This window comes from Sphingomonas phyllosphaerae 5.2 (genome assembly GCF_000419605.1).
Taxonomy (GTDB): Bacteria; Pseudomonadota; Alphaproteobacteria; order Sphingomonadales; family Sphingomonadaceae; genus Sphingomonas; species Sphingomonas phyllosphaerae_B.
Window position 1 is genome coordinate 3327547 of sequence record NZ_ATTI01000001.1, and the last position, 13807, is coordinate 3341353.

The 13807-nt window shown below is 64.2% G+C and carries 14 protein-coding genes and 1 pseudogene; 2 read left to right on the forward strand and 13 right to left on the reverse strand.

The genetic code is table 11. The annotated features are described in order from the left end of the window. Nucleotides 1–2: 2 nt before the first annotated feature. The 13 genes from nuoL to SPHPHY_RS0115895 form a co-directional block, all read right to left on the reverse strand. Nucleotides 3–2138 (reverse strand): NADH-quinone oxidoreductase subunit L, encoded by a 2136-nt coding sequence (nuoL, locus tag SPHPHY_RS0115835; RefSeq protein WP_022687666.1) that lies wholly within the window; start codon nucleotides 2136–2138, stop codon nucleotides 3–5. 6 nt (nucleotides 2139–2144) lie between these two features. Continuing rightward, nucleotides 2145–2459 (reverse strand): NADH-quinone oxidoreductase subunit NuoK, encoded by a 315-nt coding sequence (gene nuoK / locus SPHPHY_RS0115840; protein ID WP_043131399.1) that lies wholly within the window; start codon nucleotides 2457–2459, stop codon nucleotides 2145–2147. A gap of 8 nt (nucleotides 2460–2467) precedes the next feature. Continuing rightward, nucleotides 2468–3079: an NADH-quinone oxidoreductase subunit J gene (locus SPHPHY_RS0115845; protein WP_022687668.1), complete on the reverse strand. Its 612-nt coding sequence runs from the start codon at nucleotides 3077–3079 to the stop codon at nucleotides 2468–2470. Nucleotides 3080–3164: 85 nt separating this feature from the next. Then, the gene (gene nuoI, locus SPHPHY_RS0115850) at nucleotides 3165–3650 is read right to left on the reverse strand and encodes an NADH-quinone oxidoreductase subunit NuoI (RefSeq protein WP_022687669.1); all 486 of its coding nucleotides are present in this window, start codon (nucleotides 3648–3650) and stop codon (nucleotides 3165–3167) included. Nucleotide 3651: 1 nt separating this feature from the next. Then, on the reverse strand, nucleotides 3652–4698 hold the full coding sequence (nuoH, locus tag SPHPHY_RS0115855) for an NADH-quinone oxidoreductase subunit NuoH (RefSeq protein WP_022687670.1): 1047 nt from the start codon (nucleotides 4696–4698) through the stop codon (nucleotides 3652–3654). Then, nucleotides 4695–6689 (reverse strand): NADH-quinone oxidoreductase subunit NuoG, encoded by a 1995-nt coding sequence (gene nuoG / locus SPHPHY_RS0115860; protein WP_022687671.1) that lies wholly within the window; start codon nucleotides 6687–6689, stop codon nucleotides 4695–4697. The genes nuoH and nuoG overlap by 4 nt, the downstream gene beginning before the upstream one ends. Next, complete coding sequence (gene nuoF / locus SPHPHY_RS0115865; protein WP_022687672.1) at nucleotides 6689–7993, reverse strand: NADH-quinone oxidoreductase subunit NuoF; 1305 nt, start codon at nucleotides 7991–7993, stop codon at nucleotides 6689–6691. Before nuoF ends, nuoG begins: the two co-directional genes overlap by 1 nt. Further along, nucleotides 7990–8685, reverse strand: coding sequence for a complex I 24 kDa subunit family protein (locus SPHPHY_RS0115870; protein ID WP_022687673.1), 696 nt, complete (start codon nucleotides 8683–8685; stop codon nucleotides 7990–7992). The genes nuoF and SPHPHY_RS0115870 overlap by 4 nt, the downstream gene beginning before the upstream one ends. Next, nucleotides 8685–9965 carry an NADH-quinone oxidoreductase subunit D gene (locus tag SPHPHY_RS0115875; protein ID WP_022687674.1) on the reverse strand — a complete coding sequence of 427 codons (1281 nt, stop codon included), beginning with the start codon at nucleotides 9963–9965 and terminating at the stop codon, nucleotides 8685–8687. The genes SPHPHY_RS0115870 and SPHPHY_RS0115875 overlap by 1 nt, the downstream gene beginning before the upstream one ends. Then, nucleotides 9962–10810, reverse strand: coding sequence for an NADH-quinone oxidoreductase subunit C (locus SPHPHY_RS0115880; RefSeq protein ID WP_022687675.1), 849 nt, complete (start codon nucleotides 10808–10810; stop codon nucleotides 9962–9964). Before SPHPHY_RS0115880 ends, SPHPHY_RS0115875 begins: the two co-directional genes overlap by 4 nt. After that, the gene (locus tag SPHPHY_RS0115885; RefSeq protein WP_231370435.1) at nucleotides 10807–11397 is read right to left on the reverse strand and encodes a NuoB/complex I 20 kDa subunit family protein; all 591 of its coding nucleotides are present in this window, start codon (nucleotides 11395–11397) and stop codon (nucleotides 10807–10809) included. The genes SPHPHY_RS0115880 and SPHPHY_RS0115885 overlap by 4 nt, the downstream gene beginning before the upstream one ends. Then, nucleotides 11367–11741 carry an NADH-quinone oxidoreductase subunit A gene (locus SPHPHY_RS0115890; protein WP_022687677.1) on the reverse strand — a complete coding sequence of 125 codons (375 nt, stop codon included), beginning with the start codon at nucleotides 11739–11741 and terminating at the stop codon, nucleotides 11367–11369. The genes SPHPHY_RS0115885 and SPHPHY_RS0115890 overlap by 31 nt, the downstream gene beginning before the upstream one ends. Before the next feature lie 105 nt (nucleotides 11742–11846). Further along, complete coding sequence (locus SPHPHY_RS0115895) at nucleotides 11847–12311, reverse strand: NUDIX domain-containing protein (RefSeq protein ID WP_022687678.1); 465 nt, start codon at nucleotides 12309–12311, stop codon at nucleotides 11847–11849. A 107-nt stretch (nucleotides 12312–12418) separates the two neighbouring features. Here SPHPHY_RS0115895 and dcd point away from each other — a divergent pair, with 107 nt between their 5' ends. Both dcd and SPHPHY_RS21535 read left to right on the forward strand, forming a co-directional pair. Beyond that, entirely contained in the window at nucleotides 12419–12973 is a 555-nt protein-coding gene (dcd, locus tag SPHPHY_RS0115905) for a dCTP deaminase (RefSeq protein WP_022687680.1), read from the forward strand. A 135-nt stretch (nucleotides 12974–13108) separates the two neighbouring features. Beyond that, nucleotides 13109–13695 (forward strand): annotated as a pseudogene (locus SPHPHY_RS21535) (IS5/IS1182 family transposase); the annotation flags it as partial. Between the last annotated feature and the right edge of the window lie 112 nt (nucleotides 13696–13807).

Below are 13807 nucleotides of genomic sequence, written 5' to 3' on the forward strand. Positions count from 1 at the left end.
GCTCAGCCCGCGATCGCCCAGGTGATCGCGGCGGTGAGCCCGATCAGCATGACGAAAGCATAGGTATAGACATATCCGGTCTGAAGACGAACCGCGACGCGGCTGCCGACCTGCACGAGCCACGCCGAACCGTTTGGTCCGAAGCGGTCGATCGTCCCTTCATCGCCACGGTGCCACAGCAGGCGACCGATCGCGAACGCGGGGCGCACGAACAGGAAATTGTAAAGCTCGTCGAAATACCACTTCCGCAGCAGGAAACGATACAGCGGCTGGAAGGTGTCGGCGAACTTGGCCGGTGCTTCTGGCGAGCGGATGTACGTCAGGTAGGCGATCAGCAGGCCCGTCAGCATCACGATCGTCGCCGACAGCTTAACGAGCAGCGGCACTTCGTGCATTTCGTGCATCAAATGTTCGTTGAAGAACAGCGCACCCTTCCAGAAGCCGCCCGCACGCTCCGGGTCGATGAACCACGGGTGGAACACGAAACCGGCCGCAACTGCACCGATCGACAGCACGATCAGCGGGATCAGCATCGGCACCGGGCTCTCGTGCGGATGGTAGCCGCCGGTACCTTTCGGAATCTCGTTGAAGCCGCGCGACTCGACATGCGGCGCATGGCCGGCGTCTTCGCCCGCCGGATCCGGATGATGCGCGTCGTCATGCCCATGCGCATGCACGTCGCCGTGATCGCGCGCGTGCGCGGCACCATGATCGTGTGCGTGGTCGTCATGTCCATGCGCATCGTGGAGCGCGTGCTGGATATGCTCCGATGCCGCCCAGCGCGGTTCGCCCCAGAACGTCAGGAACATCAACCGCCACGAATAGAAGCTCGTCAGCAGCGCAGCGAACACGCCGACCATCGACGCGACCGGCGAGCCGGCAGCCCATGCGACCTCGATGATCGCGTCCTTCGAATGGTATCCGGCGAACCCGCCGATCCCGTAGATCCCGACACCGGTAATCGCCAGCGTCCCCAACAGCATCGCCCAGAAGGTGACCGGAATCGCCTTCCGCAGCCCGCCATAGAAACGCATGTCCTGCTCGTGGTGCATCGCGTGGATGACCGAGCCGGCGCCCAGGAACAGCAGCGCCTTGAAGAAAGCGTGCGTGAACAGGTGGAACATTGCCGCGCCGTACGCGCCGACGCCTGCGGCGAAGAACATGTAGCCGAGCTGCGAACAGGTCGAATAGGCGATCACGCGCTTGATGTCGGTCTGCGTCGTGCCGATCGTCGCAGCAAACAGACACGTCGCCGCGCCGATGAAGGTGACGAAGCCCATCGCCGTCGGCGACGTCTCGAACATCGGTGACAGGCGGCACACCATGAACACCCCCGCGGTGACCATCGTCGCCGCGTGGATCAGCGCCGACACCGGCGTCGGCCCCTCCATCGCGTCCGGCAACCACGTGTGCAGGCCAAGCTGCGCGGACTTGCCCATCGCGCCGACGAACAGCAGCAGGCACAGCACCGTCATCGTGTCGGCACGGAACCACAGGAAGCCGATCGTCGAGCCCGCCATCGAGGGCGCCGCGGCGAGGATGGCAGGGATCGAGACGGTGTCGAAGACCAAGTAGGTGCCGAAGATGCCGAGCATGAAGCCAAGATCGCCGACGCGGTTGACGACGAATGCCTTGATCGCGGCTGCATTGGCGGACGGCTTGCGGAACCAGAAGCCGATCAGCAGATAGCTGGCGAGACCCACCCCTTCCCAGCCGAAGAACATTTGGATCAGATTGTCTGCGGTGACCAGCATCAGCATCGCGAAGGTGAACAGCGACAGATAGGCGAAGAAGCGCGGCTGATCCGGGTCCTCGCTCATATAGCCCCAGCTATAGAGGTGGACGAGCGCCGACACGCTGGTGATGACGACCAGCATGACCGCGGTCAGTGCATCGACGCGCAGCGCCCAGGACACGTCGAACGTGCCCGACGTCATGAAGTGGAGCACCGGCGTAACGGTCGCCTCGCTGGTGCCCGCAAGGAAGCCGATGAACACCGGCCACGACAGCGCGCACGACACGAACAATGCACCGGTCGTCAGTGCCTTGGGCAGCGTGGCGCCGAACGACTTGTTGGCGAAGCCGGCGACGATCGCCGCGACGAGCGGCAGGAACACGATGAAGAGGATAGGATGCACCGGTATTTATCCCTTCATCCGGCTGGGATCATCGACCGAGATCGAGCCGCGACCGCGGAAGAAGATGACGAGGATCGCCAGCCCGATCGCCGCCTCGCCGGCAGCGACCGTCAGCACGAACATCGCGAAGATCTGGCCGACAAGGTCCTGCAACGCCGCGGAGAAGGCGACGAGGTTGATGTTCACTGCCAGCAGGATCAGTTCGATCGCCATCAGGATGACGATGATGTTCTTGCGGTTGAGGAAGATCCCCAGCACGCCCATCGTGAACAGGATCGCCGCGACGACAAGATAGTGAATGAGGCCGACGCCTCCCGACATGGCCGCGTTCACAGCTGCACCCCCTGCCCGATCTCCGGCCGCACATTGCGCGTCGCATCCTGCGGACGGCGCGCATTCTGCCGCGCGATATTCTGGTAGCGCGCACCCGACCGCTCGCGATGCGTCAGCACGATCGCGCCGATCATCGCGACGAGCAGAACCAGCCCGGCGCCTTCGAAGATGAACAGGTACCGCGTGTAGAGCAGGTTGCCGATCTGCACGATGTTGGGGACGACATGGTCGGTCGGCGCCGCGCGTCGTGCCAGGTCGATACCGCCCGCGCTCCACGCTCCGACACCGATGAGGATCTCGGCGACCAACGCGACCGCGAGCACGAGCCCGATGCCGAAATAGCGAACGAACCCGGCGCGCAGCTCCGCGAAGTCGATGTCGAGCATCATGACCACGAACAGGAACAGCACCGCGACGGCGCCGACATAGACGATCACCAGCAGCATCGCGATGAACTCGGCGCCGACGAGTACCATCAGCCCGGCGGCGTTGAAGAACGCCAGGATCAGCCACAGCACCGAATGCACCGGATTGCGCGACGAGATCGTCATCGCGCCGGACACCAGCACGACGGCAGCGAACAGATAGAAGGCGATGGCCTGGATCATAGCGCCTTCCCCGCGTTCGCACGCCCGCCAGGCGCGCAGATAGAAACCGTCAAAATCATCTCGACCCCTGATGTCACGCGAGCGCCTACCGGTACGGCGCGTCGGCGGCAAGGTTCGCGGCGATCGCGCGTTCCCACCGGTCGCCGTTGTCGAGCAGCTTGGCCTTGTCGTAGATCAGTTCCTCGCGCGTCTCGGTCGCGAAATCCAGGTTCGGACCTTCGACGACCGCGTCGACGGGGCACGCTTCCTGGCACAGGCCGCAATAGATGCACTTGGTCATGTCGATGTCGTAACGCGTCGTGCGGCGGCTGCCGTCGTCGCGCGGCTCGGCCTCGATCGTGATCGCCTGCGCCGGGCACACCGCCTCGCACAGCTTGCACGCGATGCAGCGCTCTTCCCCGTTCGGGTAGCGACGCAGCGCATGTTCGCCGCGGAAGCGCGGGCTCAGCGGATTCTTCTCGTACGGATAGTTGATCGTCGCCTTCGCCTTGAAGAAATACTTCAGCGTCAGCGCATGCGCCTTCACGAACTCGTAGAGCGTGAAGGCCTTGATCGTCTGTGCGATATTCATCTCAAATCCCCACGCGCACGATCATCAGCACGCCCGATACCAGGAACACCCAGAACAGCGACAGCGGCAGAAAAATCTTCCAGCCCAGGCGCATCAGCTGGTCATAGCGGTACCGCGGCACCGTCGCCTTGATCCACGAGAAGACGAAGAAGAAGAACAGGATCTTGGCGAACAGCCAGATGATGCCTGGCACCGCATACAGCGGTGCCCAGTCGAACGGCGGCAGATACCCGCCCCAGAACAACGTCGCGTTGAGCGTGCACATCAGCAGCACGTTCGCATATTCACCGAGCCAGTAGAGCGCGAACGCCATCGACGAATATTCGGTCTGATACCCCGCGACCAGCTCGCTCTCCGCCTCGGTCAGGTCGAACGGCGCCCGCTGCGTTTCGGCAAGCGAGGAGATCAGGAACACCACGCTCATCGGGAAAAGCAAGGGATTGAACCCGAAGCCGTTGATGAAGCCGTACAATCCCCGCTGCGCCTCGACGATCGCCGTCAGATTGAACGACCCTGCCCACAGCACGACCGAGATCAGTACGAAGCCGATCGCGACCTCGTAGCTGACCATCTGCGCCGCCGCGCGGATCGCGGAGAAAAACGGGTATTTGGAGTTCGACGACCAGCCCGCCAGGATGATCCCGTAGACGCCCAGCGACGACGCCGCGAGCACGTACAGAAGACCGACGTTGATGTTCGCGAGCACCACGCCCGGCTGGAACGGCACCACAGCCCACACGATCAGCGCGACCGTGAAGGTGATGATCGGTGCGAGCAGGAACAGCCCGCGATTGGCTGCCGACGGAACGATCGTCTCCTGAAGGAAGACCTTCAGGCCGTCCGCGAACGACTGCAGCAAGCCGAACGGGCCGACGACGTTCGGCCCGCGCCGCAATGCCATCGCTGCCCAGATCTTGCGGTCGGCATAGATGATCATCGCAACCGACAGCATCAGCGGCAATGCGATCAACAGGATGCCTGCGATCGTCGCCACGAACCACGCCCAGCCATAAGGAAGGCCGACGGTATTCTGGAAGAAGTCGGTCACTCCGCCGCCTCCGCGAACGTTTCACCATGCACGAGTTCCGCCGAGCAGCGCTGCATCGTCGGCGATGCGCGGCAGATGGCGTTGGTGAGATAGAAATCCTTGATCGGATAACCTTCAAGCACGCCTTCGGCGGTCGTGCCGAGCGACGGCGGGTTCCACGCGAAGGTCTTGAGGCCAGGCGTTGCGAGATCAGCGCAATCCAGCGCCATCGCCGACCGCAACTCTCCGAGCGTGTCGAACGGCAGCGTCCGGCCAAGCCGCTCGCTCAGCGCGCGGAAGATCGTCCAGTCCTCGCGCGCGTCGCCGGGTGGGAACACCGCACGCTCGCCGCGCTGCACGCGCCCTTCGAGATTCACCCAGGTCCCCGACTTCTCGGCATAGCTGGCGCCCGGCAGGATCACGTCGGCATGATGCGCGCCGCGATCGCCGTGATGGCCCACATAGACCTTGAACCCGGTGAAGCGCGCATGATCGCACTCGTCCGCGCCGAGGAAGAACGTCAGCTTCGCATCGTACAGCGCGGAGATACCGGCCTTCTGCGCGTAACCGAGCATCAATCCGCCCATCCGCGACGCCGCCATGTGGATGACGTTGAAGCCGTTCCAGTCCTGCTTGACGAGCCCCAACGTGTCGGCGAGCCCGAGTGCGGCGCCGTGCGCGCCCTTCAGCGCGCCACCGCCCACGATCACCATTGGCTTGCCGGCCTTGCCGAACGCCTCGGTCACTCGTTCCGGCAGGTCGCCGAGTACCGACAGGTCGGCACCCAGCCACTCGACCTTGTAGGTCAACTCGGTCTCCGGCCCGATCGCGAAGACCCTTGCGCCCTTCTTGATCGCCTTGCGGATGCGCGTGTTCACCAGCGGCGCTTCCCAGCGCAGATTGGTGCCGACCAGCAGGATCGCGTCGGCCTCTTCCGTGCGCGCGATCGTGGTATTGAAGTTCACCGCGGCAAGACTGGACGTGTCATAGTCCATGCCTGTCTGCCGCCCCTCGAGCAGCGACGAACCGAGCGACGCCAGCAGCGCCTTGGCCGCGAACATCGTCTCGCAATCGACCAGATCGCCCGCGACCGCCGCGACCGCACCATTGTGCTCAACGGCTGCGATCGCCGCGAACGCCTCGTCCCACGTCACCGCGTGCAGCTTGCCGTCGCGGCGCACGTACGGGCGGTCGAGCCGCTTGCGGACCAGTCCGTCGACGGCATGGCGGGTCTTGTCGCTCGCCCACTCCTCGTTCACGTCGTCGTTGACGCGCGGCACGCAGCGCAGCACCTGCCGCCCGCGGCTGTCGAGGCGGATGTTCGTGCCGACCGCGTCCATGACGTCGATCGTCAGCGTCTTGCGCAACTCCCACGGACGGGCTTCGAACGCATAGGGCTTGCTGGTCAGCGCGCCGACCGGGCACAGGTCGACGACGTTGCCGCTCAGCTCGCTGGTGACAGCCTCCTCCAGATAGGAGGTGATCTGCATGTTTTCGCCGCGGTAGATCGCGCCGATCTCCTCGACGCCCGCGACCTCCTCCGCGAACCGGATGCAGCGCGTGCACTGGATACAGCGGGTCATGATCGTCTTCACGATCGGCCCCATGTACTTCTCGGTGACCGCGCGCTTGTTCTCGTCAAAGCGCGAGTGGCCGCGCCCGTACGCCACCGACTGGTCCTGCAGGTCGCACTCGCCGCCCTGATCGCAGATCGGGCAGTCCAGCGGATGGTTGATGAGCAGGAATTCCATGATGCCCTCGCGGGCATGCTTCACCATCGGCGTATTGGTGAAGATCTCCTGGTTTTCCGCGGCCGGCAGCGCGCAACTCGCCTGCGGCTTCGGCGGCCCGGGCTTCACCTCGACGAGGCACATCCGGCAATTACCGGCGATGCTCAGTCGTTCATGATAGCAGAAGCGCGGGATCTCCTTGCCGGCAAGCTCGCACGCCTGCAGCACGGTGGCGCCCTGCGGCACCTCGATCTCGACTCCGTCGACTTTGACCTTGGGCATTATTCGGCAGCTTCCTGCATGGGGGCCGTGTCGCCCCCGCGTTCCCTGATGCGGCGTTCCAGCTCCGGGCGGAAATGGCGGATCAGCCCCTGCACGGGCCACGCCGCCGCATCGCCCAGCGCACAGATCGAATGTCCCTCGACCTGCTTCGTCACCTGCTGGAGCATGTCGATCTCGCCGATCTCGGCATCGCCGGTCCGCAAGCGCTCCATCACGCGCCACATCCAGCCGGTGCCTTCACGGCAGGGCGTGCACTGCCCGCAGCTCTCGTGCTTGTAGAAGTAGCTCAGCCGGCTGATCGCGCGGACGACGTCGGTCGACTTGTCCATGACGATCACCGCCGCGGTGCCGAGCCCGGATCCGACCGCCTTGAGACCGTCGAAATCCATCGGCGCGTCCATGATTTCCTTGGCTGGAACCAGCGGCACGGACGATCCACCAGGGATCACTGCGAGCAGATTGTCCCAACCGCCGCGAATACCGCCGCAATGCTTCTCGATCAGTTCGCGGAACGGGATGCTCATCGCCTCCTCGACCACGCATGGCGTGTTCACATGCCCGGAGATCTGGAAGAGCTTGGTGCCCTTGTTGTTCTCCGCGCCAAAGCTGGAGAACCACGCCGCACCGCGCCGCAGGATCGTCGGGGCCACCGCGATCGACTCGACGTTGTTGACGGTCGTCGGGCAGCCATACAACCCGGCGCCGGCCGGGAACGGTGGCTTCAGCCGCGGCTGGCCCTTCTTGCCCTCGAGGCTTTCGAGCATCGCGGTCTCTTCGCCGCAGATGTAAGCGCCCGCACCGCGGTGAACGAACACGTCGAAGTCATAGCCGGAGCCGCAGGCATTCTTGCCGACCAGACCCTTGTCGTACGCCTCGGCGACCGCCGCGAACAGCACTTCGGCCTCGCGGATATATTCGCCGCGAATGTAGATGTACGCCGCACGCGCCCGCATCGCGAAGCCCGCGACCAGCGCACCCTCGATCAGCTTGTGCGGATCGTGGCGGATGATCTCGCGGTCCTTGCACGAACCCGGCTCGGACTCGTCGGCATTGATGACGAGGAAGTTCGGCCGGTCCGGCTTCGGCTCCTTCGGCATGAACGACCATTTGGTGCCGGTGGGAAAGCCCGCACCGCCGCGCCCGCGCAAACCCGACGCCTTGATGGTGTCGATGATCTTGTCCTGGCCAAGCTCGAGCAACGCCTTGGTGTTGTCCCAGTCGCCACGCGCCATTGCCGCGTCCAGCCGCCACGACTGATAGCCGTAGAGGTTGGTGAAGGTGCGATCCTTATCGAGCAGGCTCATGCGTCGGCCCCCTGCGTGGCGCTATTCCACTCGTCGCGATAATCGTGATTCTCGGTCACCATCGCGGTAAGCGACGTCGGGCCACCCTTGGGCTCGACGGTGTGTCGCCCCGGCTCCTGCGTACCCGGCTTGGGCGCGCCACCACCAGCCAGCGCTTCCAGGATCGCGACGGTGCGGTCGTAATCGAGATCCTCGAAATTGTCGTCGTTGATCTGCACCATCGGTGCTGACGCGCAATTTCCCATGCACTCGACCTCGGTCAGCGTGAACAGGCCGTCTGGCGTGGTCTTGCCCTTGATGAGGCCCTTGTTCTTGCATGCCGCCAACACATCGTCCGACCCGCGCAGCATGCACGGCGTCGTCCCGCAGACCTGCACGTGAAAACGGCCGACCGGCGCGAGGTTGAACATCGTGTAGAAGGTCGCGACCTCGTACACGCGCATGTATGCCACGCCGATCTCGCGCGCGACGAATTCGATCACCGGCACCGGCAGCCAGCCTTGCGTCTGCGTCTCCGCGCCGACCTGCCGTTGGGCGAGATCGAGCAGCGGGATCGATGCGGACTGCTCGCGTCCGGCCGGATAGCGCGCGAGGATCGCGTCACGCTTCGCCTTGCTGTCGTCGTTCCACTGGAACGCGCCCCAGCGCGCACGGACCTCGGCCTCGTCGGGAATGATAGGTGCGTCAGCCATCAGCGGTCACATTCGCCAAAAACGATATCCATCGCGCCAAGGATGGCGGTGGTGTCCGCCAGCATGTGGCCGCGGCTCATGAAGTCCATCGCCTGCAGGTGCGAGAACGCGGTCGGGCGGATCTTGCAGCGATACGGCTTGTTGGTGCCGTCGCTCACCAGATAAACGCCGAACTCCCCCTTGGGGCTCTCGGTCGCGACATATACTTCGCCCGCCGGCACGTGATAGCCTTCGGTGTAAAGCTTGAAGTGGTGGATCAACGCCTCCATCGAGCGCTTCATCTCCGCGCGCTTCGGCGGAACGACCTTCCGGTCGAGCGACGCGATCGGCCCGTCCGGCATTTCGGCAAGGCACTGCTTCATGATCCGCGCCGACTGGCGGACCTCCTCGACGCGCACCATGAAGCGGTCATAGCAGTCGCCGCGCGTGCCCACGGGCACGTCGAAATCCATCCTGGCGTAGACATCATAGGGCTGCGACTTGCGCAGGTCCCATGGAATGCCCGCCGCGCGGATCATCGGCCCGGAGAAGCCCCAGCGGATCGCATCCTCGCGGCTGACCGTCGCGATATCGACGTTGCGCTGCTTGAAGATACGATTGTCGGCAACTAGGCTGATCGCGTCCTCGAAAAGCCGGGGCAACCGCGTGTCGAGCCAGTCGGCGATGTCGGTCAGCAGCTTGAGCGGCACGTCCTGATGGACACCGCCCGGGCGGAAGTAATTATGGTGCATCCGCGCGCCGGTCGCGCGCTCGAGGAAGCCGTAGCAATCCTCACGAATCTCGAACAGCCACAGGTTCGGCGTCATCGCGCCGACGTCCATGACGTGCGAGCCGAGATTGAGCATGTGATTCGAGATGCGCGTCAGCTCGGCGAAGAAAACGCGCAGATATTGCGCACGGATCGGCACCTCGAGGTCGAGCAACTTTTCGATCGCCAGCACGAAGGTGTGTTCCATGCACGCCGGCGAGCAATAATCGAGCCGATCGAAATACGGGATCGCCTGCGCGTACGTCTTGTATTCGATCAGTTTCTCGGTCCCGCGGTGCAGCAGCCCCACGTGTGGATCGATCCGCTCGATGATCTCGCCGTCCAGCTCCATGACCAGGCGCAGCACGCCGTGCGCAGCCGGATGCTGCGGGCCGAAGTTGATCGTATAGTTCTGGATCGCGACGTCGCCCTCGGATGGGTGCGACGCGTCGGTGGCATGGATCAGCTTTTCGATCGCCGGATCGACGGCGTGATCGAGCGCCTGATCCTTCTCGACATAGGTATCGGTCATTGGTTCTGCCCTTCGCCCTTCGACGGCACGACATCGGGGTCGACCGGCTTCGGCTTGGCATCGGCTTCGGCACGCCCGGCGCCGGTCTCGGCGGTGCTGGTCGCATCCTTCTTGGCATAAGGCTGGCTCGGCGCCGGCGCGTCGCGCTTCGGCGTCTCGACGGTCCCCGCCTTCTGCACCTCGGTGGCGGTGGCAGGACTGGGAGCACCCTTCGCCTCGGGCAGCTTCGCCTTCTCGTCGCCCGGCAGCACGTATTCGGCGCCCTCCCACGGGCTTTCGAAGTCGAACGTGCGGAAATCCTGCGCCAGCTTCACGGGCTCATAGACGACGCGCTTCTGCTCTTCGGAATAGCGCAGCTCGACGAATCCGGTCAGCGGAAAATCCTTGCGGAACGGATGCCCGCGAAAGCCATAGTCGGTCAGGATGCGGCGCAGATCGCGGTTGCCGGCGAACAGCACGCCGTACATGTCATAGACCTCGCGCTCCAGCCAGCCAGCGACCGGCCACAGATCGGTCACCGATGCTACCGGCGTGTCCTCGGTCGCCCCGACATGAACGTGCAGGCGGTGGTTGCGCGTCAGCGACAGCAGGCAATAGACGATTTCGAACCGTTCGGCGCGATCCGGATAATCGACGCCCGCGATTTCCATCAGCTGCTGATATTCCAGCCCCGGCGTGTCGCGCAACGCCGTCAGCGCCGCGACCAGGCCGTCGCGCGTGACGTGCAGCTGCACCTCACCCGCGATTTCAACTGCATGGATCAGCGCGCCGCCGATCGCCGCCTGCGCGGCCGCGATCGTCGCATCATTCAGGTTCGCCGCATAGGCGGGCGCCGGCGCCTTCACCGTTCGATGCTCCCCGAACGGCGGATCTTCCGCTGTAACTGCATGACGCCGTACAGCAGCGCCTCCGCGGTCGGCGGGCAGCCCGGAACGTAGATGTCGACGGGCACGACACGGTCGCAACCGCGCACGACACTGTAGCTATAATGATAATAGCCACCGCCGTTGGCACACGACCCCATCGAGATGACGTACTTCGGCTCCGACATCTGGTCGTAGACCTTGCGGAGCGCGGGAGCCATCTTGTTGCACAACGTGCCGGCAACGATCATCACGTCCGACTGGCGCGGACTCGCACGCGGCGCGGCACCGAACCGTTCCATGTCGTAGCGCGGCATGTTGACGTGGATCATCTCGACCGCACAACACGCGAGCCCGAACGTCATCCACCAGAGCGAGCCGGTACGCGCCCACTGGAACAGGTCTTCGGTCGACGTGACGAGGAAGCCCTTATCGGACAATTCACCGTTCAGCCCATCGAAGAAGCCCTGATCCGGCGCAACCAGCGCACTGGCGGGTTCCGGATTGTTGACGAGCCCGATCGGGCCCGAATGCGCTTCTACTCCCACTCCAGCGCTCCCTTCTTCCATGCATAGACAAGGCCGAGCGCGAGTTCGGCAATAAAGATCATCATCGAGATCCACGCGGTCCAGCCGAGCGAAAAAACGCTGACTGCCCAAGGATATAGGAACGCCGCCTCGAGATCGAAGATGATGAACAGGATGGCGACGAGATAAAAACGCACGTCGAATTGCGAGCGGCTGTCCTCGAACGCGGGGAAACCGCATTCATATTCGGAAAGCTTCTCGGGCGACGGCTTGGCCGTGCCGGTGAGCTTGGCCACCGCCATCGGCAGGAACACGAATGCGCTCGACAAGGCGAGCGCCACCCCCAGGAACAGGAGGATCGGAAGGTATTGCGACAGATCGACCACTATGTCTCTCTCGCCTCTCTCGCAGGTGCGAACGGAACGGGCACGCTCTAGACCCGCACTCCCGGAGGGGCAAGGCCGCGAGGCGTGAGAATGAATCGCAGCTGACTACCATGTGGTTCCGCGTGGGCCCCGGCCCTTCCACTCCGCGATCCGGCGTCTGGTTGCGGGAGACGTGTTGCCGGGCAAGGCATCGGGATCGAAGAACCGCGCCTCCAGCAGTTCGCGGCCATCTGCGACCGGAGAGCCGTCGGTATGCGCAGTGAAGAGGAATATGGTGTCGCGCCGGCCCTCGATGCGCGATTCGTACGTGGCGAACGGGACGATGTCGCGCGCGGCGCAGCCGGTCTCCTCGCGCAGCTCGCGCGACGCGGCGACGGCCGGTGCCTCGCCCCGCGCGATCCCTCCGCCCGGCAGCATGTACAGGTCGCTCTGCCCGTAGGAATGCCGCACCAGCAGCACGCGCCCATCGCCGTCGCAGACGATCAGCTTGACCCCGCGCGTGCGCCAACCGAGCAGCGCCAGCACGCGTCGGCGCAGACGATAGGCGAGCGGCATCATCGACGACAGCATGTCGGTACGCCTAGCCGAACCGGCCTGCGACGCCCACCGCGCCGGTGCGGGGTTGCGTCAGGCCGGCTGAGCCGCGAAAGCGCGCGATCACCTGGGGGAGCCACATCATGTCCGTCATGTCCGACCGCTGGATTCGCGACCGCGCACTGAACGACGGCATGATCGAGCCGTTCGTCGAGTCGCAGCGACGCGACGGGTGCATCAGCTACGGGCTGTCGAGCTACGGCTACGATGCGCGCGTCGCCGACGAATTCAAGATTTTCACCAACGTCGACAATGCGCTGGTCGACCCGAAGGATTTCGCGGCCAACAGCTTCGTCGATCGTAAGCGCGACGTTTGCATCATCCCGCCCAACAGCTTCGCACTGGCAAGGACGGTTGAATATTTCCGGGTGCCGCGTGACGTGCTGGTGATCTGCCTGGGCAAGTCCACCTACGCACGTTGCGGGATCATCGTGAACGTCACCCCGCTGGAACCGGGGTGGGAGGGGCACGTCACGCTCGAATTTTCGAACACCACTCCGCTGCCTGCCAAGATCTACGCCAACGAGGGTGCATGCCAGTTCCTGTTCATGCAAGGTAACGAGCCGTGTGAAACGAGTTATGCCGACCGCGCCGGCAAATACATGGGCCAGCGCGGGGTGACGCTGCCACGCTTGTGAGGGGATGAGGGTCAAAACGCCCGCATTGTGGCTTGAGAGCACGTGCGACTCGTTCATGGTCGCGACGGATCTTTAAGGTCGGGACCGTTTGATGTGACCGCCGCGATATGGTTCGGACTCCATGAGAAGGCCTGGATGAGCGACCTTCTTCCGCTTTCGGACGATCAGGCTATGCGGCAGCCGCTCTGCCCCAAGAGCCACGGCAAGCCTCGAAAGGATGATCGGCGGGTGCTGAGCCAGGCGAGTAATGATCGACGCGACCTGTCTGAAGGCCCCCTGCACGACATCGAGCCTGCGCGTAAAAGCAGAATCTCGGCGGCCTGATCGGCGGTACGCAGGGCGGCATGAGCGACGAAGCTCCATGCCGCTGCTGACGCGAACGGCCGCCTTTCGGGCTTCTTCATGACCGCCAGCCAGGTCAGCGACGACATCACCACGCCAGCGTTGCTCGATGAGTTGGCCAAGCCCGATGGCTGTTCTGCGGCCGCGAAGACGACGGCGACTGGTTCAGAGGGGCCCTGCCGGCCAAGGGCATCCAGCCCTGTCTTCCGGGGCGGCGATTGCGGCACGAGGTGATCAGATACGACAAGAGGCGTTATGGGGCCACGTAGCCCATCGACGGCATCATGTTCGACCGTCTCGAAGACTGGCACCGCGTGGCGACACGCTGTGATCGCCGTCCAACTGCCTTCTTCTCTGCCATAGCCCTCGTTTCCACCGTCACCTTGTGCCGGGGAGCAACGAGTGCCGACTCGGGCGACGGCGCTGCTTTCCTATGCGTGCAAATCGTTATGCCGTGACACGACCGGCAGAACTCTCGCGCTTACAGCCTTG

Coding starts and splice junctions, on each gene's coding strand:
- dcd (WP_022687680.1), top strand. CDS start 12,419: ATGTCCGTCATGTCCGACCGCTGGATTCGCGACCGCGCACTGAACGAC.
- SPHPHY_RS0115895 (WP_022687678.1), bottom strand. CDS start 12,311: ATGCTGTCGTCGATGATGCCGCTCGCCTATCGTCTGCGCCGACGCGTG.
- SPHPHY_RS0115875 (WP_022687674.1), bottom strand. CDS start 9,965: ATGACCGATACCTATGTCGAGAAGGATCAGGCGCTCGATCACGCCGTC.
- SPHPHY_RS0115845 (WP_022687668.1), bottom strand. CDS start 3,079: ATGATCCAGGCCATCGCCTTCTATCTGTTCGCTGCCGTCGTGCTGGTG.
- SPHPHY_RS0115870 (WP_022687673.1), bottom strand. CDS start 8,685: ATGGCTGACGCACCTATCATTCCCGACGAGGCCGAGGTCCGTGCGCGC.
- SPHPHY_RS0115885 (WP_231370435.1), bottom strand. CDS start 11,397: ATGGAAGAAGGGAGCGCTGGAGTGGGAGTAGAAGCGCATTCGGGCCCG.
- nuoF (WP_022687672.1), bottom strand. CDS start 7,993: ATGAGCCTGCTCGATAAGGATCGCACCTTCACCAACCTCTACGGCTAT.
- nuoG (WP_022687671.1), bottom strand. CDS start 6,689: ATGCCCAAGGTCAAAGTCGACGGAGTCGAGATCGAGGTGCCGCAGGGC.
- nuoK (WP_043131399.1), bottom strand. CDS start 2,459: ATGTCGGGAGGCGTCGGCCTCATTCACTATCTTGTCGTCGCGGCGATC.
- nuoI (WP_022687669.1), bottom strand. CDS start 3,650: ATGAATATCGCACAGACGATCAAGGCCTTCACGCTCTACGAGTTCGTG.